The sequence below is a fragment of the Pseudomonas syringae genome, assembly GCF_023278085.1.
Taxonomy (GTDB): Bacteria; Pseudomonadota; Gammaproteobacteria; order Pseudomonadales; family Pseudomonadaceae; genus Aquipseudomonas; species Aquipseudomonas syringae_Q.
In genome coordinates, this window is record NZ_CP066265.1 from 1,617,307 (window position 1) to 1,637,044 (window position 19,738).

General features: G+C 57.5%; 22 protein-coding genes. 14 read left to right on the plus strand and 8 right to left on the minus strand.

Annotated features, from left to right (window positions below; all coding sequences use genetic code 11):
- Positions 1-111 precede the first annotated feature (111 nt).
- The 3 genes from I9H07_RS07355 to I9H07_RS07365 all read left to right on the plus strand — a co-directional run bounded on the left by I9H07_RS07355 (position 112) and on the right by I9H07_RS07365 (position 3,472).
- Positions 112-786 carry a TIGR04211 family SH3 domain-containing protein gene (locus I9H07_RS07355; RefSeq protein ID WP_024672511.1) on the plus strand — a complete coding sequence of 225 codons (675 nt, stop codon included), beginning with the start codon at positions 112-114 and terminating at the stop codon, positions 784-786.
- Between the two features lie 392 nt (positions 787-1,178).
- On the plus strand, positions 1,179-2,780 hold the full coding sequence (locus tag I9H07_RS07360) for a tetratricopeptide repeat-containing response regulator (RefSeq protein ID WP_236424751.1): 1,602 nt from the start codon (positions 1,179-1,181) through the stop codon (positions 2,778-2,780).
- Positions 2,777-3,472, plus strand: a complete 696-nt coding sequence (locus I9H07_RS07365; RefSeq protein WP_058390804.1) for a sensor histidine kinase — start codon at positions 2,777-2,779, stop codon at positions 3,470-3,472. Before I9H07_RS07360 ends, I9H07_RS07365 begins: the two co-directional genes overlap by 4 nt.
- A gap of 66 nt (positions 3,473-3,538) precedes the next feature.
- Here I9H07_RS07365 and I9H07_RS07370 read toward each other — a convergent pair whose 3' ends face one another.
- A complete protein-coding gene (locus I9H07_RS07370) occupies positions 3,539-4,348 on the minus strand; it encodes a glycosyltransferase family 2 protein (protein WP_058390820.1) in 810 nt (269 codons plus the stop codon).
- 246 nt (positions 4,349-4,594) lie between these two features.
- Between I9H07_RS07370 and I9H07_RS07375 the strand changes: the two genes are divergently transcribed.
- The 3 genes from I9H07_RS07375 to I9H07_RS07385 all read left to right on the plus strand — a co-directional run bounded on the left by I9H07_RS07375 (position 4,595) and on the right by I9H07_RS07385 (position 8,432).
- Complete coding sequence (locus tag I9H07_RS07375) at positions 4,595-5,506, plus strand: class I SAM-dependent methyltransferase (protein ID WP_038401117.1); 912 nt, start codon at positions 4,595-4,597, stop codon at positions 5,504-5,506.
- 238 nt (positions 5,507-5,744) lie between these two features.
- Positions 5,745-6,986, plus strand: coding sequence for a glutamine synthetase family protein (locus I9H07_RS07380; protein WP_236424767.1), 1,242 nt, complete (start codon positions 5,745-5,747; stop codon positions 6,984-6,986).
- Positions 6,987-7,040: 54 nt separating this feature from the next.
- Positions 7,041-8,432 (plus strand): MFS transporter, encoded by a 1,392-nt coding sequence (locus tag I9H07_RS07385; protein WP_236424753.1) that lies wholly within the window; start codon positions 7,041-7,043, stop codon positions 8,430-8,432.
- Positions 8,433-8,499: 67 nt separating this feature from the next.
- Here the strand turns inward: I9H07_RS07385 and I9H07_RS07390 are convergent, their stop codons facing one another.
- The 4 genes from I9H07_RS07390 to flgA form a co-directional block, all read right to left on the minus strand.
- Positions 8,500-9,246, minus strand: a complete 747-nt coding sequence (locus I9H07_RS07390; protein ID WP_024672518.1) for a flagellar brake protein — start codon at positions 9,244-9,246, stop codon at positions 8,500-8,502.
- An 82-nt stretch (positions 9,247-9,328) separates the two neighbouring features.
- Entirely contained in the window at positions 9,329-9,796 is a 468-nt protein-coding gene (locus I9H07_RS07395; RefSeq protein ID WP_024672519.1) for a flagella synthesis protein FlgN, read from the minus strand.
- A gap of 49 nt (positions 9,797-9,845) precedes the next feature.
- Positions 9,846-10,160 (minus strand): flagellar biosynthesis anti-sigma factor FlgM, encoded by a 315-nt coding sequence (gene flgM / locus I9H07_RS07400; protein ID WP_024672520.1) that lies wholly within the window; start codon positions 10,158-10,160, stop codon positions 9,846-9,848.
- 161 nt (positions 10,161-10,321) lie between these two features.
- Positions 10,322-11,080, minus strand: a complete 759-nt coding sequence (gene flgA, locus I9H07_RS07405; protein WP_024672521.1) for a flagellar basal body P-ring formation chaperone FlgA — start codon at positions 11,078-11,080, stop codon at positions 10,322-10,324.
- 78 nt (positions 11,081-11,158) lie between these two features.
- Here flgA and I9H07_RS07410 point away from each other — a divergent pair, with 78 nt between their 5' ends.
- Both I9H07_RS07410 and cheR read left to right on the plus strand, forming a co-directional pair.
- On the plus strand, positions 11,159-12,085 hold the full coding sequence (locus I9H07_RS07410) for a chemotaxis protein CheV (RefSeq protein ID WP_024672522.1): 927 nt from the start codon (positions 11,159-11,161) through the stop codon (positions 12,083-12,085).
- A gap of 51 nt (positions 12,086-12,136) precedes the next feature.
- Entirely contained in the window at positions 12,137-12,964 is an 828-nt protein-coding gene (cheR, locus tag I9H07_RS07415; RefSeq protein ID WP_024672523.1) for a protein-glutamate O-methyltransferase CheR, read from the plus strand.
- A gap of 93 nt (positions 12,965-13,057) precedes the next feature.
- Here the strand turns inward: cheR and cynR are convergent, their stop codons facing one another.
- Positions 13,058-13,972: a transcriptional regulator CynR gene (gene cynR / locus I9H07_RS07420; RefSeq protein WP_236424754.1), complete on the minus strand. Its 915-nt coding sequence runs from the start codon at positions 13,970-13,972 to the stop codon at positions 13,058-13,060.
- Between the two features lie 73 nt (positions 13,973-14,045).
- Between cynR and cynS the strand changes: the two genes are divergently transcribed.
- Both cynS and I9H07_RS07430 read left to right on the plus strand, forming a co-directional pair.
- Positions 14,046-14,513 (plus strand): cyanase, encoded by a 468-nt coding sequence (gene cynS / locus I9H07_RS07425; RefSeq protein ID WP_058390808.1) that lies wholly within the window; start codon positions 14,046-14,048, stop codon positions 14,511-14,513.
- Between the two features lie 10 nt (positions 14,514-14,523).
- A complete protein-coding gene (locus I9H07_RS07430; protein ID WP_058390809.1) occupies positions 14,524-14,997 on the plus strand; it encodes a DUF1348 family protein in 474 nt (157 codons plus the stop codon).
- 80 nt (positions 14,998-15,077) lie between these two features.
- Here the strand turns inward: I9H07_RS07430 and I9H07_RS07435 are convergent, their stop codons facing one another.
- A complete protein-coding gene (locus I9H07_RS07435) occupies positions 15,078-16,037 on the minus strand; it encodes a DMT family transporter (protein ID WP_236424756.1) in 960 nt (319 codons plus the stop codon).
- A gap of 93 nt (positions 16,038-16,130) precedes the next feature.
- On the opposite strand from I9H07_RS07435, the gene I9H07_RS07440 reads away from it, so the two are divergent.
- Complete coding sequence (locus I9H07_RS07440; RefSeq protein ID WP_236424757.1) at positions 16,131-17,039, plus strand: LysR substrate-binding domain-containing protein; 909 nt, start codon at positions 16,131-16,133, stop codon at positions 17,037-17,039.
- A gap of 58 nt (positions 17,040-17,097) precedes the next feature.
- On the opposite strand, the gene I9H07_RS07445 is transcribed toward I9H07_RS07440, so the two are convergent.
- Positions 17,098-17,868: a hypothetical protein gene (locus tag I9H07_RS07445; RefSeq protein WP_236424759.1), complete on the minus strand. Its 771-nt coding sequence runs from the start codon at positions 17,866-17,868 to the stop codon at positions 17,098-17,100.
- A gap of 293 nt (positions 17,869-18,161) precedes the next feature.
- Between I9H07_RS07445 and flgB the strand changes: the two genes are divergently transcribed.
- Genes flgB through flgD form a run of 3 tightly spaced genes read left to right on the plus strand, consistent with a single transcriptional unit; the run spans position 18,162 to position 19,718 of the window.
- Positions 18,162-18,569, plus strand: coding sequence for a flagellar basal body rod protein FlgB (gene flgB, locus I9H07_RS07450; protein ID WP_024672529.1), 408 nt, complete (start codon positions 18,162-18,164; stop codon positions 18,567-18,569).
- A gap of 3 nt (positions 18,570-18,572) precedes the next feature.
- Entirely contained in the window at positions 18,573-19,013 is a 441-nt protein-coding gene (gene flgC, locus I9H07_RS07455; RefSeq protein WP_024672530.1) for a flagellar basal body rod protein FlgC, read from the plus strand.
- A gap of 15 nt (positions 19,014-19,028) precedes the next feature.
- Positions 19,029-19,718, plus strand: a complete 690-nt coding sequence (flgD, locus tag I9H07_RS07460; RefSeq protein ID WP_058825131.1) for a flagellar hook assembly protein FlgD — start codon at positions 19,029-19,031, stop codon at positions 19,716-19,718.
- Positions 19,719-19,738: the final 20 nt, after the last annotated feature.

Consider the following 19,738-nt stretch of genomic DNA (forward strand, 5'->3'; position numbering starts at 1 on the left):
ACAATCCGTCCGGGCAGGAGTTGCAAGAACCTTTGATCGCCTGTCCTCCCATCGTTAGCCGGCCCGTTCAACGAGGCTTTATTTTCATTCCGGATAAAGATAATTATCGCCATGTCTCGTCATCTTTCTGCACTTCTTTCTCGTGCCCCTGGCCTGTTCTGCGCACAGCGTCGTTTGCTGGGTGCCGGCCTGTTCGGTGCTGTGCTGACCGTGATCGTTCCTGGCAATGCTCAGGCTGCAAACAACGAGCGTTGGGTCAGCGACAGTCTCACCACTTATGTACGCAGCGGGCCGACGGATGACCATCGTATCGTCGGTACGCTGAAGTCCGGGCAGAAGGTCGAGTTGCTCACCTCTTCGGGCAAGTTCAGCCAGGTGCGCGGCGAAGGCGGCGCAACGGTGTGGATTCCGAGCAGTGACCTGCAAGAGGTTCCTGGTCAGGCTGAGCGCGTGCCGCAACTGACTCAGCAGGTCGCCGACCTGACCGAGCAACTGGCAGGTATCGACAACACCTGGAAGACCCGCGTGCAAGGCATGCAGGAAACCCTGGACGCGCGCAAGAAGCTGGTCGATGAGCTGGAAGCCCGAACCAAAACCCTGAACGATCAACTGGCTGATTCTCAGGCTGAATTGCGTGCGACCCAGGCGCGCCTCGGTGACGAGAACAAGCAAGTGATGATGCGTTACATGGTCTACGGCGGCAGCATTGCCGGTGCAGGGCTGCTGGTCGGCCTTATCCTCCCGGCGCTGACCAAGGGCCGCAAGAAGAATGACGGCTGGGTGTAACCCGCTGTGTAAAGCATGCCGACGCCCTGCGTCGGCATGCTGCCCGTAATGTTCCCTGTCGCATGACGGGCACCCTCAATCATCAGTCTGCCTCCCCGCAACGCCTTTCTTATTCCCGCAAATTCGATCCAGCTCGCAAAACAAACGCTTAACCGCCATGCCGAAGAGGTGCGAAGTGCATGTTCGCCCTATAGTTTCTGCAAGGATGGTCGAAAAACTGTGTGTGCCGTAAACCTCACCCTGTCAGACGGGGGAGCGTTGGCAAGCTGTGCCTGAGCATCAGTCAGCTATCAGTTATCAAGCATGTCCTGAAACATGGGCTGCTGAGCCGTGTCCGGGTAGCGCTCGGGCTGTGGGTCTCGTATTTTTACTTCTCCTGTGCAGGAATCCGGATGCTGGCGTACAACCAAAAAAGCTTTCTTATCGTTGATGACTTTTCTGACTTTCGCAGTTCAGTCAGGTCGATGCTGCGTGAACTGGGCGTCAAGGAAGTGGATACCGCCGACACCGGTGAAGAAGCGCTGCGCATGTGCGCGCAAAAGCGTTACGACTTCGTGTTGCATGACTTCAACCTGGGCGACGGTCGCAAGAACGGTCAGCAGGTGCTGGAAGACCTGATGGTCGAGCGGCTGTTGAGTCATGAAAGTGTCTTTATCATGGTCACCGCCGAAAACAGTCAGGCCATGGTCATGAGTGCGCTGGAATGGGAGCCGGACGGCTACCTGACCAAGCCGTTCAACCGTGCCGGTCTGGCTCAGCGTCTGGAAAAACTGGTGCAACGCAAGACGCTGCTCAAACCGATTCTGCAGGCGCTCGACCGTCGTAACCCGGCTGAGGTGCTGGCCGCGTGCAACGCATTGATCGAGCAGGACCCGCGTTATGCGCCACTGTGCCTGCGCCACAAGGCCGAGGCCTTGCGCGATCTGAAACAGAACGAGCCGCTGGAAGCTTTCCTCAAGAGCATTCTGGCCGACCGCGCCACGCCTTGGGCCTACGGCGCACTGGGCAGCCTGTTGCTCAAACGCGGTAAGGCTGCCGAGGCGCAGGCCGTCTACGAGCAGGCGATCAAGGCCTTTCCGATCATGCCGGCGCTGTTCGACGGGCTGGCTGACGTGCTGGTTGCCCTCGGCGATGCCAAGCGGGCGCAGGCGGTACTGGAAAGCGCGGTGCGCCTGTCACCGCTGGCGGTTCGACGGCAGCGGCTGCTGGGCAAGCTGGCGCTGGGCAACGAGGACTTCGAAAGTGCCTCCAAGGCCTACCGTCAGGCGGTTTCACAGGGGCAGCATTCGCGCTTCAAGGACCCCGAGACCAATCTGGGGCTGGCGCATGCCTTGATCAGCAAGGGCGGCGAGCAAGGGCTTGATGCGCGGACCCGGGTCGAGGTCAACAACGCGTTGGGTGACGTCGCCAAAGAACACAGCAGCGACGAAGGTCTGCAAGTACGCACGCGCTTGATGAAGGCTTCCAGCCTGCAACACTCAGACCCGGAAGCGGCCGCGAAACTCACCGAGCAGGCGATGGCCCGGCTGGACGGGACGGAGCTGTTTCTCAGCGCCGAAGCCTCTTTGATGGTGGCCGCCCAGCTCAAGCAGCTGGGTCAGGAAGAGGCGGGCGCCGGTGTCTTGAAGAACTGCGCGCAAGTTTATGGCGACGACCCGGCGGTGATGAAAAGCGTCGCCAGCATGACTGACGACCCTGCCATCCTGGGTGCCAACAAGGCAGCCAGCGACCTCAACCTGCAAGGCGTGCGCAGTTACAAGGCGGGCAACCTGACCGAGGCACAGGGGTTTTTCCGCAGTGCGCTGGCGTTGCAGCCAAAGAATCTCAGTATTGCGCTCAACATGGCGCAGTCGCTGCTCCATCCCGGCCAGAGCCTCGGTCAGGCAGGCCTGGACGAGTGCCGGGCCAGCCTGACCATGGTCGGCAAGATCCCGGACAGCGACCCGCGCTTCGAGCGTTATCAAAAACTCAGGGAGAGGGCGTTTGGCGCATGAGTGAAGAGAGGGAGCAGGGGCTCGATTTCTCCATGGTGATTGCCTCCACCGTGCACGACATGAAGAACTCGCTGGCGACGCTGACTCAGGCGCACAGTGAGTGGCTGGCGAGGCTTTCCGCGCAGCAACTCGACACGCCCGAACATGGCGTTATCGAATACGAGTTCGCCAACCTGAACGGCATGCTGGTGCAGTTGCTGGGCCTGTATAAACTCGGCGTCAATCAGATGCCGCTGCGCCCGGACTACCACGAGCTGGATGATTTCATCGAAGCGCAGCTGGCACATCACCAGGACGTGCTGAGCAGCCGCGGCATTGCGGCTCGTTATGCCATTGATGTTGTGAGCCCGCTGGGCTTTTTCGACCGTGAGCTGGTGGGATCGGTGGTGGGTAACATCATCATCAACGCGACCGGTTTTGCCCGTGAGCAGATCTTCGTCGGCGTGTCCGATGAGGACGGTCAACTGAAGATCACCGTCAACGACGACGGCCCCGGTTACCCGGCCTACCTGATCGAGCAACAGACGGATTATGTGCTGGGCATCAACCAGGGCAGCGGCAGCACCGGGCTGGGTCTTTATTTTGCTGCGCACATTGCCCGGTTGCACGTGCGCAATGGCTTGCAGGGGCGTATCGAGATCGCCAATGGTGGCGTTCTGGGCGGCGCCCTGTTCAGCATGACGCTGCCCTGAACCCCGAGCCCGCCAGCACGCAGCCTTCGCCAGCACCTGACAGGATCGCGGGGTGAGCGTGATTGCTCAGAGATTCAGCCCGAAACTCTGTTTGATGCTGTTGAGGCTGTCCATCAGTTCCTGATTGGAGGCGAGCGGGTGTTTGACCGGCTCACAGCCGTGCTTGAGCTTGAAGTGTTCGGTGGCGTCGAGAACGTTTTGCTTGTGCAGGTTACTGGACGAAATGGTCGACTGTTCATAGCTCCAGGGCTCGTCTCCCAGATAACGCTCTGAATGGTCGATATCGGCAAAGAACCAGAATGGCGGGTGCATGTTCTGGTTGATGATGGCCAGGGTGTGATCGACGTGTTCAAAAGCGTTGTGATACGTCTCGTCCATCAGTCCGGCCGCCTCCAGGCTGCGTCTGGAATAGTAGGAAAACGCCCCGACGCAATGCCGGTACAGCGGCAGGGTGATGCCGTTGCCATAATCAATCTTGCACACCGCATTGGCTTCGCCGTCAGGCGTTTTGTTCATCAGCCCGTGCTGGCTGTAATTCAGATGCTGAATGCCGGTCAGTGTCGACGTCAGGATATAAAGCTCGAAGACTTCCGGGCTCTTGATGTAGATATCGTCTTCGATCAGAAACAGATGTTCGCAACCAGCGTCCAGCAGCAGTGAGAGCGCCCTGTTCTTGGATTTGCCTACGCCGAGGTTGCTTTCATTGTTGAACAAGACATCGCTGTCGTAGGCGGAGTGTTCGGGGTACGCGTCGCCGTCATTGATGATGACGATGCTGTCGATGATGTCGGCGGGCAGTGAATCGTAAAGTTTTCTCAGCAGGGCGGGGCGGTTATACGTGACGATTCCGCAGCCAACCTTTTGACCATTGATCATGGTGATCCTCTGTCTTTCTGTGGCCTGAGCCTGATTTTTGGTGGCTTGCGTCAGCAATGGCCGGGTAAGTTGGGCACTTGGCTGACGTAAATCATCGTGCATTCACACTGGATCCAGATGTTTAGCAATATCTGCGCCAATGGCCAGTCGCAGGCTTGCGCATGGCAGGCGATAGTTAAAGTTCTGTCTGGTATCGCCGATATTTCAGGCAGGTTTATCCAGATAACGACGAGCGACGGGGGAGCAATGCAGTTAGCCAAGAAGTACTGCCAGGGGCAAGGTATCGAACTGGGTGCGGCAGCTCACAACGCATTCAACCTTGCCAGTTGCCTGAACGTTGCGCCCTGCGACGGCGTCGAGTTTTTGCACCCTCGTGATATGGAGGATTATCAGCAGTACTTTGTCGAGCAGATGAAGGTGTCGGGCGACGTTTCAAAAGTCGACATGCTCGGCGACTTTCAATGTATCCACACGCCAGATGCGTCAGTTGACTACCTCATCAGCTCGCACGTGATCGAGCATGTTCCCAATCTGTTTTCCGCCTACGTCGAAGCCCTCAGGGTGCTGAAGAACGGCGGTGTCTTCTTTTGCATCTTTCCCAAGCGCACGGCCGCCAAGACCGACCGCGCGCGTCGTCTGACGACGCTGGCGCAGATGATCGAGGACTATGAAAACAAGATAGACATGACCACCGTCACTGAGGGTGAATGGCGCGGTCATTATCAGGTGTTTTCCTTGCAGAGCATGATCCGCGCCGTCAATCACGTTAATTCCTCGGGCCTGGGCTGCTGGTACATCGAGTGCGTCGAAGAGACGGATTCGAAGGTAGGCAACGGCCACACCATCGTACTGCGCAAGGTAGAAGGGCTGTCGGCCGGTAAATGGCAGGATGTCGCCGACTTCAATGCGCAGTTCAATCAGCTGTTGATGGCGGGCAAACTGGAAAACGCATTGACGCTGACCAAGATTTTGCTGTCGTTCAATTTTTTCGATGCCACCAAGCTGCATCTCGCCGGTGCCCTGAGTCGCCAGCTGGGTCACGTTGCCGAGGGCGTCGAATTTCTGCGCCAGGCCCTGGTGGTCGATCCGGAGAACGAGGACTACCGAAAGGAATTCATCGAAGTGACCGGCGCACCGTTTCACAATCCGGTGCTCTGAAGCTGCAAGCTGCAAGCTGCAAGCAGAGGCCAGAAGACTCGCGCTTGCCACTTGAAGCTTGAAGCTTGAAGCTTGAAACTTGCAGCTTAAAGCTTGCAGCTTAAAGCTTGCAGCTTAACCACAAAGGATTGAACCCATGACTCGCAATGACCCCCATTCGCTGGCGCAGCAGTTGATGGGCATTGATGAAGTGGAGTGTGTGACCCCGGATTTGAACGGTGTGCCGCGCGGCAAGGTGATGACGGCTGAAGGTTTTCTCGAGGGCCGCCGTTTGCAGCTGGCGCGTGGCGTTTTGCTGCAATGCATCATGGGCGGCTACCCGCCGGCACGCTTCTATGGCAGTGATGACGGCGACCTGGCCCTGGTCAGCGACCCGCAGCAGATCCACCGCCTGCCCTGGAGCGAGCCGCCTCGTGCTCTGGCCATCTGTGATGCCATGGACCTGAGCGGCGAGCCGTGCAGGCTGTCCACCCGCAATCAGCTCAAGGCGGTGATTGCGCGCTACGCCGATCGTGGCCTGGCACCGGTTGTGGCCACAGAGCTCGAGTTTTTCGTCTTCGCTCCCAATCCTGATCCGCTTTTCCCGTTCATGCCGCCGGTCGGGCTGGACGGGCGACGCGAAGCCGGGCAGTCGGCGTTCAGTATCAGCTCCAGCAATGGCCTGCGTCCGTTCTTCGCCGAGGTCTACGCGTGCATGGCAGCACTGGGCCTGCCGCGTGACACGGTGATGCACGAGATGGGCGTCAGTCAGTTCGAGATCAACCTGCTGCATGGTGATCCTTTGCTGCTGGCCGACCAGACCTTTCTGTTCAAGCACCTGCTCAAAGAGGTGGCGCTCAAGCACGGTCTGATCGTGGTGTGCATGGCCAAACCGCTGGCAAGCACGGCGGGCAGTTCGATGCACATACATCAGAGTGTGGTGGCAGCGGAGACCGGCCTTAATGTATTCAACGATGTGAACGGCAACGCCACTGCCACGTTCCGTCACTTCATCGGCGGCCAGCAGGCCTGCATGGCAGACTTCACCGCGTTGTTCGCGCCTAATGTGAATTCCTATCAGCGTCTGTTCCATCCATACGCGTCACCCAACAATGCCTGCTGGTCCTACGACAATCGCGCCGCCGGGCTACGCATTCCGTCGAGTGCAGCGGCGGCCAGAAGGGTGGAGAATCGTTTGCCCGGCGCGGACGCCAACCCTTATCTGGCCATCGCTGCAAGTCTGGCGGCCGGGCTTTACGGTATTGAGCAGGGCCTGGAACCGACCGCGCCGATGCAGGGTGAAATCGAGGTGCCGGAAGAATTGTCACTTCCGTGTACCTTGCAGGCCGCTCTTGAGCGTCTGACAAGCAGTCAGTTGGCCAAGGAACTGTTTGGTCATGAATTCATCGAAGGCTACGTCGCGTCAAAGGCCCTGGAGCTGAGCAGTTTTTTTGACGAGATAACCCCCTGGGAACGGCGCGTTCTGGCGGCCCAGGTTTAAGAATCGCAGTGTCGGGCTCGCCCATTCGGGCGACTCCCTATTTTTGGAAAGTTGATGCGCCAAATCTGGAAGTCCTTTCGAGCGCTTTATTTTGCCTCGTTGATGATGTTGATCGGCTCGGGTCTGCTGAGCACTTATCTGGCCCTGCGCCTGGCGGCCGATCAGGTCGACAGCCTGTGGGTCGGTGCGTTGATGGCCGCGAACTATTTCGGTCTGGTCCTGGGCGGCAAGATCGGTCACCGCCTGATCGGCCGCGTCGGTCACATTCGCGCCTACGCCACCTGCGCCGGGATCGTCGGTGCGGCCGTGCTCGGGCATGGTCTGATCAGTTGGCTGCCTGCCTGGCTGGTGCTGCGGGTGATCGTCGGTCTGGGCATGATGTGCCAATACATGGTCATCGAGAGCTGGCTCAACGAGCAGGCCGAGGCCAAGCAACGCGGCATGGTGTTCAGCGGCTACATGATTGCGTCCTATCTCGGCCTCGTGCTGGGGCAGTTGGTGCTGGTGGTCCACCCGCAACTGGGTCCTGAGCTGCTGATGCTGGTGGCGCTGTGTTTTGCCCTGTGTCTGGTGCCCGTTGCCATGACCCGCGCCATTCACCCGGCGCCTTTGCACCCGGCACCGCTGGAACCGCGCTTTTTCATGAAACGCGTGCCGCAATCGCTGACGGCGGTATTGGGTGCGGGGCTGATCATTGGTTCGTTCTACGGTCTTGCGCCGGTCTACGCTGCCGAACAGGGGCTGTCCACCGAGCAGGTCGGTCTGTTCATGGGTTGCTGCATTCTTGCCGGTTTCCTCGTGCAGTGGCCGCTAGGCCTGTTGTCGGACCGCTATGACCGCTCCGTGCTGATGCGGGTATTTGCGGCTGCACTGGTTGTCGCTTCACTGCCGCTGGCGGTGTTCCCCAGCGTGCCGGTCGAGGTGCTGTTCGGCGTCGGTTTCCTGGCCTCGCTGATGCAGTTCTGTCTCTACCCGCTGGCCGTGGCATTCGCCAATGACCACGTCGAGGCCGAGCGGCGTGTGTCGCTGACCGCGATGCTGCTCATGACCTACGGGATTGGCGCGAGCATTGGTCCGCTGGCTGCGGGTGTGGTCATGAAAGTTTTCGGCGGCCACATGCTGTATGTGTTTGTCTGCGGCGCTGCGGCGATTCTCGTGCTGTTGATCAGGCCCAAGGCCGTTACTCACCTGCATCAGGTGGAAAACGCTCCACTGCACCACGTGGCAATGCCGGACAGTATGTCCAGTTCGCCGTTGGTGGTGGCGCTCGACCCGCGTGTGGATGAGCAGGTGGTGCAGGACCAGATGCAGACGGCCGTCGAGCCGGAAGTGGCTGCCGAAGAGCCCGGGCTTGAGCCTGAAGCTGAGGTCGCGGCTGATGCCGGGGTCGATGAGGAAAAGCCAGAGGAAGAGCGTGAGGGCGAGCGCGAGACCTGGAAGGCCTGAATGTAGCGGGAGGGGAGTGGATGATTGCGGCAGGGCTGCCGCAATCACTGGTGATGCGGTGTTTCTGTCAGAAATCGTCGTCTTTATCGAAGCGACGTGCCTCACGTTGCAACTGGTAGACAAACCGCTCGACCTGCCGCTGTACCAGCCCGCTCATGTTGTGAAAGCGCACGCCGGCAAAGGTGGTGTGAAAGCGTTCTTCGAAGTACAGATGGCGCAGTTCGACGGGTGCGGTCATGGCGCCAAATGGCAATTTGGCTATAAACCTGTCGTAAACCTGGCCCAGTTGCATGCGGTCAGACACATCGCCCTCAAAGCGCAACTTGCAGCCGGTTGCGGAAATATCCAGCAGTTTGCCGGTGAGCGTTGATTTCAGACGTTCGCCGCCGATCTCGACATCAACCAGTTGTGCCAGCTTCAGCGCTGCACGAAATGCATTGCGACGCTGGTGATAAATCACCTCGTCGGGCATCGGGCCGCGGTACATGCGCTGGCCGTCAGCTTCGACAATGTCCATGTGCGCAGAGCTTTCCCAGGCGATACGCACGCCGTCGTGAAAACCTTCCACACGATAGGGTTCGCCGTTGCCGATGAAGCGTTCGCCATCACGGGGGATCATTTCGTCGAGCGCCATGCTGTTGCTGTCGCGGTCGACTTCGAGCAGATAGCTCTGGAAGCGCTGGGCGCGCTCATGAAAGGTAATGATCAACGGATCATGACTCTCGACGAGCAGCCGCAGGTTTGCAGCAATTTCCAAAGGTGTATTGAGGACCTTCGGGGGCTGCGGAGCATCGTCCGCGCTTGAGCCATTCACGTTCTTGAATCTCCAGGCAAAATACTACGGCAACGCAATAACAGGCATTCTGCCACTACGCGCAAAACCTTGATACAGGAAGTTACGCCTGACTCAAGGGGCGCGGCTTGGCTCTCAGGGCGGTCGATCCGCGACTGTCATAAAGCGTCGGCGTATCGCCGCCGTTGAGTATCCGAAGCTGATGAGCAGTGCTGATCTGTTGCAACTGGATCAGACTACCATTCTGATCATTCAGAATCTGGCACTCATTGATCAAAGCACTGAGTTCATCGCCGCACGTCAACAATTGCTCGCCGACGTCCGACTGACCGGCCAGTTGCTGGAGGCCGTCACGATTGGCTGGCAGACCCATGCCCGCAAGGAGCTGGCTGCGTTTGCGCCCATGCTGATCAAGGAGGATCACCAGCGCCTGCTTCTGCGCCAGTACCTGCTCCATCTCGCCCATGTCGCGGCCGTGAAGAATCAATGATTCGGCCTGCAACAGCGCGAGAAGCTGACGGGCAGCAACCATATCGTCGGTAATCATCTGCAGCAAAGTAGTGTCTTGCATCGCATGCTCTGGTTTTTAAGCGTCCAGAATATCCAGCGCGAGCCGTGGCTTAGCGTTGGGTTTCGAAATTCAACAGTTTGCTGGCAACACGGTTGCTGTCGACTTTATAGCTACCGTCTGCGATGGCCTGTTTGAGCTCGGCGACGCGTGCACTGTTGACGGTGGGCAAATCGTTCAGCTTGTCCGTGATTTTCTGCAACTGTTGAGCCTCACTGCTCAAGGAAAACGTTTCCCCGGTGCTTTTCACGCCTGCGGTCGCTGCAGGTGCGGGCGCATCGGTTTTGGCGGTGTCTTTACTGGCCCCGGTACGCGACGTACTGGCGACAGGCTGTGAATTATTAAGGCGACTGAAATCTATGACCATGATTGAAAAACCTCTGGGTGTTTGGACGCTTGCCTTGTTTTCGGCCAACCCCGATCAAACTTTAGGCTGATTGTGAGAAAGCTTCCCAATAGACGACATTTGCCGTCGGGCATTCCCCGCAGTCTAAAAAAAAACACACCCTTCGCGCCACCATCAATGCGTTACATGGCCACTTCCACCTGCCCTGGGCCGGTGACATTGGCTTTTATCACCCGCTGGGAATTGAGGTTCTTCACCCTGATCTGCTCGTTGAACCCACCATCGGACATCGCTTCGCCAGGCATGCGAACCGCCAGCGTGCCAGTGCGCGCGATGATCACCACCTGATCGCCTTTGTGAACCATTTGCGGCTGCTCCAGCGCCACGGGTGTAATGACTTGGTCGATGACCATCTGTCGGACAACCTTCTGGCCGACTGCCTGATCAAGCGAGGCCAGGAAGCCCTGACCCAGGCTGCTGACATCCCGCTCGCGCATCGCAACATCTTCTTCAGTGACGATGGCGTCGCGTTTCAGCGGCCGCATCACCGTGACGACATTGCGGAACAGCTGTACCTGGGCGGGCACGAACACGGTCCAGGGCGACGAACCTTCGCAGCGAACCCGCACGGTGACCCGGCCAACCGGTCGAGGACTTTCCAGCGTAGCTGTCAAATCCTTGTCGCAGGCACCCATCCGTAAACGCGGGTCGAGCTGCTTGACCTGTATGTCGTGACGTCCATCAATCTGGTTGGTTGCCAAATAGTCTTCTACTGTGAACTCAAGAAACCCTTGGGTGACGCCGATAAGCTGTTCAGGCAGTGTGAAATTCTCTGCACGGGCGAGGTTGCCCGCGCCGCAAAGGCACAGCAGAGCGATTGCGCACAGAAGCCTGCGGGTTTCTAATGCGAGGTGTCGAGAAATTGTCGTCTTTGCGTTCATGAGGTTATAAATAGCAAAGCCCGTGCCGCTTGTTGATCGGGTGTGTGGGCGGCGGTCATTTTGGTAAGGGGGTTCGGCATGGCAGGTGTAATGGATTCGGTAAACCAGCGAACTCAGCTGGTGGGTCAGAATCGCCTGGAGCTGCTCTTGTTTCGTCTCGACGGCAAGCAGCTCTACGGGATCAACGTCTTCAAAGTCAAAGAAGTACTGCAATGTCCCAAACTCACCGTCATGCCCAAGTCGAGCAAGATCGTTCGGGGCGTCGCCAATATTCGCGGCGGCACCATTCCGATCATGGATCTGGCGATGGCGACAGGCTCCGCCGGGATGATTTCGCTGGTTAATTCCTTCGTCATCATTACTGAGTACAACACCAAGGTTCAGGGTTTTCTGGTGCATTCGGTCGAACGCATTGTCAACATGAACTGGGAAGAGATTCATCCACCACCCAAGGGCACCGGGCGCGATCATTACCTGACCGCCGTTACCCGGGTCGACAATCAGTTGGTGGAAATCATTGACGTCGAGAAGATTCTCGCCGAAGTAGCGCCGGTTTCCGAAGAGATCTCGGTGGGTGTCATTGATGTCGAGACTCAGCACAAGGCGGTCTCGATGCGCGTTCTGACGGTTGACGACTCGTCGGTGGCGCGCAAGCAGGTGAGCCGTTGCCTGGAAACCGTCGGCGTTGAAGTGGTCGCACTGAACGATGGTCGTCAGGCGCTGGATTACCTGCTGAAGATGGTTGCAGAAGGCAAAAAGCCGGAAGAAGAGTTCCTGATGATGATCTCCGACATTGAAATGCCGGAGATGGATGGCTATACCCTTACAGCGGCGATACGTAATGACCCGCGCATGCAGAAGATGCACATCACCTTGCACACCTCGTTGTCCGGGGTGTTCAACCAGGCGATGGTCAAGAAGGTCGGCGCTGATGACTTTCTTGCCAAATTCCGGCCTGACGACCTGGCGGCCAGGGTTGTTGCGCGGATCAAGGCAGCAGAATAACCATCCGGGGGCGTCGTCCCCGGTGATTCACATGATTTGAGAGGCGGCACCTTGTCTACGGGTAATTTGGATTTTGATCAGTTCCGGGTATTTCTGGAAAAAGCCTGTGGCATCTTGCTTGGGGAAAACAAGCAGTACCTGGTGTCCAGCCGTCTCAACAAATTGATGGAGCAGCAGAGCATCAAGTCGTTGGGCGAGCTGGTCCAGCGTATTCAGACCCAGCCGCGCAGTGGCCTGCGCGAGCAGGTGGTCGATGCCATGACCACTAACGAAACCCTTTGGTTTCGCGACACGTACCCGTTTGAAGTGTTGAAGAACAAGGTGCTGCCCGAGCAGATCAAGGCCAGCCCCGGCCAGCGCTTGCGCATCTGGTCGGCGGCCTGCTCGTCGGGTCAGGAACCGTATTCGCTGTCGATGTCCATCGACGAGTTCGAGCGTGCCAACCCCGGTCAGCTCAAGTCGGGCGCGCAGATCGTGGCAACGGACCTGTCGGGCTTGATGCTCAATAACTGCAAGACAGGCGAGTACGACAGCCTGGCAATTGGTCGCGGCCTGTCGCCGGATCGTCTGCAGCGCTTTTTTGACGTAAAAAGCCCGGGCCGCTGGGTGGTCAAGGCGCCGATCAAGAGTCGCGTGGAATTCCGCTCGTTCAACCTGCTCGACAGCTACGCGGCGCTGGGCAAGTTCGACATTGTGTTCTGCCGTAACGTGTTGATCTACTTCTCGGCTGAAGTGAAGAAAGACATCCTGCTGCGCATTCACGGCACGCTCAAGCCAGGCGGTTACCTGTTTCTGGGTGCCTCCGAAGCGCTCAATGGTCTGCCTGATCACTACCAGATGGTCCAGTGCAGCCCGGGGATTATCTACAAGGCCAAATGATGGTTTGCTGGGTGCTTGTCGTGAAAAAAGAGACCTTCGGGTCTCTTTTTTTGTGGGTAGACGAAAACAGCCTTTTTCGTTTGCCCTTCGGATTCATGTTTGCGTTCTGATTTCGCTCACCAGTGTTGCAAAAGCGCTGGCGGCGGCGCTCTGGTATCCGTTTTTACGCCGCAGCAGCGCAACCGTCCGCCCAGGCAGGGCCGGGATTGTCTGAACTTCGCGAAACCCAGGCTGCTCGCGAACGATGGCATCGGGAAGAATGGTCGCCATGCGGCCTTGAGTGACGACCTTGAGCAAAATGGCAATCGAGTTGGCTTCCAGGCCAACGATCGGCTTGAAGTTCTGCATCTGACACCATGCATCCAGCAACTGGCGAGTGGCGAATCCGGGCGCCAGCAAGGCAAAGCGAAGTGTTTGCAGATCCTCAAGTGTCAGCGCGGCCTGCTTGTCGGGACCAGGCCTGGCCATGACCAGGCACAGTTGTTCATCGAACAGAGGCTGGCTGTCTATTTCGACGGCATGACTGCCGGCAAACCCTATGGCCAGATCGAGCGCATCACTGATTAGTGCCTCGGTAATCTGCTCCAGAGGCAGCTCTGTGAGGATGATTGCCACACCGGGATACAGCGCGCTGAAGCGGTCGATCAAGGGTGCTATCAGGTATTCACTGAAGGTTGGCGTTACCCCGAGGCGCAGTTGTCCGCGTGACAGATCGCTGACATCGTTGAGCGCACGCTTGCCTGCATCCAGCTCAAGCAGGCAGCGACGCGCATGGTCCAGATACACGCGACCGGCATCGGTCGGCACGACACTGCGGCGGGTGCGGTCGAACAGTTGCACACCCAGGCTGCTTTCCAGTTGCCTGATCTGCTGCGACAACGCCGGTTGGGAGACATGCAGCGCCTCGGCCGCCCGGGTGAAGTTGCCATGGTCGGCGACTGCCAGCAAATAGCGTATATGGCGTAACAGCACGGCATCACCATAAGTCAGGATTATGGCGATGATCATAAATCAGTCTTGGATCTTATGGTGATAGTTGCCGATCCTGTGATTGACGTGAATTCATTCCGGAGGGTTACCTATGCCGCACAGCAATATTTCCAGAGCGCCGCGTCAGAATCTGACTGAGCGTGTGCTACAGGCCAAGACCGCAAAGAACCTTACCTGGGCCGGGCTTGCAGAAGGTACCGGGTTGAGCGTGGTCTATGTCACCGCTGCGCTACTCGGCCAGCACCCTTTGCCGGAAGCGGTGGCCGAGGTGGTCGCCGAGCGTCTCGGGCTGGACAGGAACGCGGTCGCCGAACTGCAAACCATCCCGTTGCGCGGCAATGCCGAAGACGTCTCCAGTGATCCGACGATCTATCGCTTCCACGAAATGGTTCAGGTCTACGGCACAACCCTGAAGGCACTGGTGCATGAGCAGTTCGGCGACGGCATCATCAGCGCCATCAACTTCAAGCTCGATATCAAGAAAGTCGAGGATCCGGAAGGGGGCGAGCGAGCCGTGATCACCCTCAATGGAAAATTCCTGCCCTATAAACCGTTCTGAGGACGCTGAGATGAGTGATAAAGGAAGACCGCCATTTCCACCCTTTACCCTGGAGACCGCCATCCAGAAAGTCCGTGGCGCGGAGGATGGCTGGAACTCCCGCGACGCGGCGAAAGTTGCGCTGGCCTACACCGAAGACACCTACTGGCGTAACCGCAGCGAGTTCGTCAATGGCCGTGCTGAGGCTCAGGCGTTTCTGGAGCGCAAATGGCGCAAGGAGCTTGATTACCGGCTGATCAAGGAGCTTTGGGCATTCACTGATAACCGCATTGCCGTGCGTTATGCCTACGAATGGCATGACGACTCCGGCAACTGGTTCCGCTCGTATGGCAATGAGAACTGGGAGTTCGCTGCAAACGGCCTCATGCAACGGCGTTTTGCCTGCATCAACGATTTGCCGATTGCAGAATCCGAGCGCAAATACCATTGGCCGTTGGGGCGGCGGCCGGATGAACATCCTGGTTTGAGTGAGCTTGGCCTCTGAGTGAAGTGCGGTCCGGGCGAGCGAGGATTCGCCCGTTTCAGCGACTGCGTATCAGGCTTCAGTTTGTGGGTATCCTGTTTTCAGGCACTTGCAGACTCACCAGCAGCGCTGAGAATGCGGTGAACCGCAATGCCTGCGCCTGTGAGCAATGCGATAAGACCTGATGCTTCAGTGAGTGTTGGTAACCTGCCTTCAAAGAGAAAGCCGAGTGCGGCTGCGAACAGGCACTCCAGTGAAATCAACTGACCGGAAAGCACCATCGGCAGCCGTCTTGTTGCTGAGTTCCACGCCCACGCTCCGATCACCGAAGACAAGACTGCGATTATCAGGCCCCATAAATAAAGATGTCCTGCCAGTTCGACACTGAAGCCGATGCTCGGAAGTTTAAAGAGGCCAAGCGCCTGTACAACCGGTATCAGGCACACGCTGCCTGTTCCTGCGCCCGCCATCATCAGCGCTGTCCAGATACCTGTCGCACCGCGGGGAAGTGTCTTCATGGCGCTTTGATTGAGCAGGCTGAAGGCGATCCACAGCGTCACTGCCGAGACCGAAAAAAACAGGCCCGTCAGCCAGGATGTTTTTCCGATATGCGGAGTATTCATACTGCTGATATTTGAAAGTACAAGGCCGACCACGATCAACGTCAGTGGCAATGCAAGCTTGCGCCATTGAACCGTCTTTTCTTTCGCATTGCCGAGCAGGGCGAGCAAGACAGGTACCAGTCCGACCAAGGCGGCGGTGAGAACAGGGCCTCCGAACAGGACGCCTGCAGCGATACAGCTGCCGTACCCTAAATACCCGATGGCGCCAAGGCCTGCGGCGAGAAGCTGCTGAGAGCGGGGCAATGATCGCCGTTGGGCGCTGTACAGGATTACGCCTGATGCACCCAACGCGCCCGCGATCAGAAACCTGATAATCGTCAGGTCGTAAATACTGTAGGTACCAGTGACGTACGGCGCTATGAAGTTCAGAGCCCAGGCCAGTGTTGCGACAATGACGAGCATCGATCCGGCGATGATGTTGGAGCGGGCAGTGACCATTAGCTGAATTCCGATAGATCTTGCGCCCATACTGCACACCGTCGCGCATGTGCTACAAACGAGTTCTCGGTTCGGGATACATAACAGCTGATTATGAATAAACTCAGGACAACACTGCCTCCTCTGGCCAGCCTGCTGCCTTTCGAAGCCGCTGCCCGGCTGGAAAGTTTCTCGAAGGCTGCTGACGAGTTGCACATCACCCAGGCTGCCGTCAGCCGGCAAATCCGGGGTCTGGAGGAGGATCTCGGTCTGAAGCTGTTTATTCGCCGAAATCGGGCTGTGTTTTTGACGGAGGAAGGGCGGGAGTTAGGAGGGGTGATAAGTGCAGCGTTGCTGAACATCAGTGATGCTGCTGTGGCGCTTCGAACATCACGGCGCAAACATCGTGTTGTTCTGCTTTGCCAGCTATGCGAAGCCTTTTACTGGATGATGCCACGCCTATCCACCTTCCTTGATCAACACTCTGGGGTCGAGGTTCAAGTTGTGACCTCGACGCGACCCATCGCCGAATTCAGCGGCTACTTCGATGTGGCTTTGCAAACCACCGGACGCGCCAGTGGTTGCCACACGCTGGTTTTTACCGCTGCCGATGAAGTCTTTCCCGTGTGCCGCTCCGACTATCTCGCGCCTGGCAGTTTGCTGAGCCTCAAAGAGCTTCGCCTGCACAAACTGCTGCACTACCGCTCCACGCCCCATGAATTCATGACGTGGGATGACTGGTCGCAGATGTTTGGAAGTACCAGGGCGGATTATCCTCAAGGTGCGGTGTTTGATAGCTATCCGCTTATGCTTCAGGCGGCAGTGGAGGGGCATGGCGTTGCATTGGGATGGCGTCGAACTGCGTCAAAACTTATTGAAGAGGGCGCGTTGGTGCAGTGCTGTGCAGAACGTGTTCCGTTGCCTGACGCCATTTCAGTTTATAAAAAGAGTCACGACGACAATCGGGTTGAAGTCCGTATGTTGCTGGATTGGCTCCGGGAGCAGTTGGTTATGGAGCGCTGACCCACTGGATTCGTTGCTTGACTCAGGCAGTTGTTGATGGGGCACAAAAAAGAGACGTTCAGGATTCAGTGCCGGCAGTGCCTTGTCCGGTAAATACCGCGCTGTCAGGATCGAGGATTTTATCCAGAAGGCTCTTGGCATCAGCGTCACCTTCAGAGGTGTGCGTTTTGTAGTTGAAGTCTTGATCAATCCAGCCCTGAAGTCTGGTTTCATAGCTGGAAGGGTATTGCGACTGCTCGATGGCTGGCAGCTCTTTGTAGTGATCGAGAACCGATGTGTAAAAATCAGTCAGCTTGCCGGTCGCACTGTATTCAGCGCTTCCTTCGGCTACAACTTGCTGGCGCCATATCCTCTCCTGGCGATAGGATTCCAGCCAGGCTGACTTTTTCTCGTTGACTGTAAAGTCGCCGCTTTCGTCATAGGCGATGAGTGAAAGCTGGTCTCGGGACATGCCGGAAAACGGGTTATTTCCGCTGCCATTAACGAATTCAGTCGCGTTTTTCGCGCGTTCCAGGCGATCAGGATCGTTGCTTTGGGGGACCTCTGCATCGTGCCTGGCTTTATTGGCGTCGTAGCTGCTTCCTACCAGTCGCTCTGTCAGCTGACTGTTTTTTTCACTCAACGCTGTACGACCAAGGCTCGCATCTCTGGACGCCGCACGCGTTGCGCTTTCGCTGAGTTGCACAGAAAGAGAAGAAAGTTTGCCTGAAGCCAGTTTTTCGTTTGAGGTGGCAGAGGGATCGCGGGTGAGGGGTGAGGTGGTGGGGGAGGCCACGGCTTTTGCAGTGTTAATGCTCGGGTTACTGTTCTTGCCTATTGAGTCGACCAAGATGAAGCTCCTTTCTAATTCCTATTCCTTGTGCGCCTGAGTGTATCGGTCATTACCACGATCCTGTAGCGCAAATACAAGACGATTCACCAAAACTACACCCCCCTACTGGCAAAAAAACGGCACCCACCTTGCCGCTTTGCCCCTCCACAGCGGAAATGCCTTGCCGCTTTTCTGGCATTGCCGCCTCTGCGCCGTCTGCGACCCTTGCAATCATTGGGTTTTACAACATGGCACGCCGATTGCTTTGTCAGTAACAACAGAATCAGGTCAACCGGCAAAGGTTTCCCGAAATGAGCATCAGCTTCGATAAAGCGCTAGGCATACATGAAAAGGCCCTCAACTTCCGGGCTCAGCGGGCAGAGGTGTTGGCCAACAACATTTCCAACGCCGACACCCCGAACTTCAAGGCGCGTGATCTGGAGTTTTCTTCGGTGCTGGCTGCCGAAACCGAGAAGACCCAGAACGGTCATTTCGCGCTGAACAAGACCAACAGTCGTCATATCGAAGCCGAGGGCATGGGCAATGACGACGGCACGCTGATGTACCGCACGCCGTCGCAGCCTTCGCTGGACCAGAACACCGTTGATTCGCAGGTCGAGACGGCCAGTTACACCGAGAACGCCATGGGCTTCCAGGCCAGCTTCACATTGCTCAACAGCAAGTTCAAAGGGCTGGTTGCAGCCCTTCGCGGAGAATAATCCATGTCACTAGCCAATGTGTTCAACATTGCCGGTAGCGCCATGAGTGCCCAGACCACGCGTCTGAACACCACGGCCAGTAACATCGCCAACGCCGAGACCGTGTCTTCGAGCATGGACCAGACCTACCGCGCACGTCATCCGGTGTTTGCCACCGTGATGCAGGATCAGCAGTCCACAGGCGGTTCGTTGTTCCAGGATCGGGGTGAAGCGGGGCAGGGTGTGCAGGTCAACGGCATCATCGAAGACAGTTCCAACCTCGAAGCGCGCTACGAGCCCAATCATCCTTCCGCTGACAAGGACGGGTATGTCTATTACCCCAACGTCAATGTCGTGGAAGAAATGGCCGACATGATTTCCGCCAGCCGGTCCTTCCAGACCAACGCTGAAATCATGAACACCGCTAAATCCATGATGCAGAAGGTTCTGACCCTCGGTCAGTGATAGAAGGCGAACGTTATGGCCGTTGATAGCACCACAGCAAACAGCGTTTCATCGACATTTTTGAACACGCTGCAAAACCCTACGCCGACAACCACGAACTCCACAGGCACGCTGGGCAAGGATTCGTTTCTGCAACTGCTCGTCACGCAGATGAAGAACCAGAACCCTCTGGACCCGCAGGACAACACCCAGTTCGTGGCGCAACTGGCGCAGTTCAGCAGCCTCGAAAGCATGCAGAACCTGACGAAGACGGTTGACACCATTGCAACCAGTTACCAGTCGTCCCAGGCCTTGCAAGCATCATCGCTGGTGGGTCGTTCAGTGATCATTGATGCGAGCAGCACCTCGGTCGATACCACCAAGGGCCTGACCGGTTCGATCGTGGTTCCGGCTGCAACCTCGGCGACAACGGTCAAGGTATACGACGCACAATCGAACCTGGTCGACAGTGTCGATCTGGGGGCCCAGACCGCCGGCACGACCAACTTCGCCTGGGACGGTACGGATTCAAGCGGCACCGCGCTGCCATCGGGTACTTACAGCTTCAAGGCGGAAGGCGCGGTTGACGGCAAGAACACCCAGTTTTCGACTTACCTGCCCGCCACAGTCAATAGCGTCACGCTGGGTGTCAATGGCGCAGAAACAATGCTTAACCTGGCCAGCGGCAGTGTTGCCCTGTCCAAAGTTCAAACCATCGGATTGTAGAGCCGCTACGGCGCAGGAGT

Coding starts and splice junctions, on each gene's coding strand:
- I9H07_RS07355 (WP_024672511.1), top strand. CDS start 112: ATGTCTCGTCATCTTTCTGCACTTCTTTCTCGTGCCCCTGGCCTGTTC.
- I9H07_RS07360 (WP_236424751.1), top strand. CDS start 1,179: ATGCTGGCGTACAACCAAAAAAGCTTTCTTATCGTTGATGACTTTTCT.
- I9H07_RS07365 (WP_058390804.1), top strand. CDS start 2,777: ATGAGTGAAGAGAGGGAGCAGGGGCTCGATTTCTCCATGGTGATTGCC.
- I9H07_RS07370 (WP_058390820.1), bottom strand. CDS start 4,348: ATGATCAATGGTCAAAAGGTTGGCTGCGGAATCGTCACGTATAACCGC.
- I9H07_RS07375 (WP_038401117.1), top strand. CDS start 4,595: ATGCAGTTAGCCAAGAAGTACTGCCAGGGGCAAGGTATCGAACTGGGT.
- I9H07_RS07380 (WP_236424767.1), top strand. CDS start 5,745: ATGACGGCTGAAGGTTTTCTCGAGGGCCGCCGTTTGCAGCTGGCGCGT.
- I9H07_RS07385 (WP_236424753.1), top strand. CDS start 7,041: ATGCGCCAAATCTGGAAGTCCTTTCGAGCGCTTTATTTTGCCTCGTTG.
- I9H07_RS07395 (WP_024672519.1), bottom strand. CDS start 9,796: ATGCAAGACACTACTTTGCTGCAGATGATTACCGACGATATGGTTGCT.
- flgM (WP_024672520.1), bottom strand. CDS start 10,160: ATGGTCATAGATTTCAGTCGCCTTAATAATTCACAGCCTGTCGCCAGT.
- flgA (WP_024672521.1), bottom strand. CDS start 11,080: ATGAACGCAAAGACGACAATTTCTCGACACCTCGCATTAGAAACCCGC.
- I9H07_RS07410 (WP_024672522.1), top strand. CDS start 11,159: ATGGCAGGTGTAATGGATTCGGTAAACCAGCGAACTCAGCTGGTGGGT.
- cynR (WP_236424754.1), bottom strand. CDS start 13,972: ATGATCATCGCCATAATCCTGACTTATGGTGATGCCGTGCTGTTACGC.
- cynS (WP_058390808.1), top strand. CDS start 14,046: ATGCCGCACAGCAATATTTCCAGAGCGCCGCGTCAGAATCTGACTGAG.
- I9H07_RS07430 (WP_058390809.1), top strand. CDS start 14,524: ATGAGTGATAAAGGAAGACCGCCATTTCCACCCTTTACCCTGGAGACC.
- I9H07_RS07435 (WP_236424756.1), bottom strand. CDS start 16,037: ATGGTCACTGCCCGCTCCAACATCATCGCCGGATCGATGCTCGTCATT.
- I9H07_RS07440 (WP_236424757.1), top strand. CDS start 16,131: ATGAATAAACTCAGGACAACACTGCCTCCTCTGGCCAGCCTGCTGCCT.
- flgB (WP_024672529.1), top strand. CDS start 18,162: ATGAGCATCAGCTTCGATAAAGCGCTAGGCATACATGAAAAGGCCCTC.
- flgC (WP_024672530.1), top strand. CDS start 18,573: ATGTCACTAGCCAATGTGTTCAACATTGCCGGTAGCGCCATGAGTGCC.
- flgD (WP_058825131.1), top strand. CDS start 19,029: ATGGCCGTTGATAGCACCACAGCAAACAGCGTTTCATCGACATTTTTG.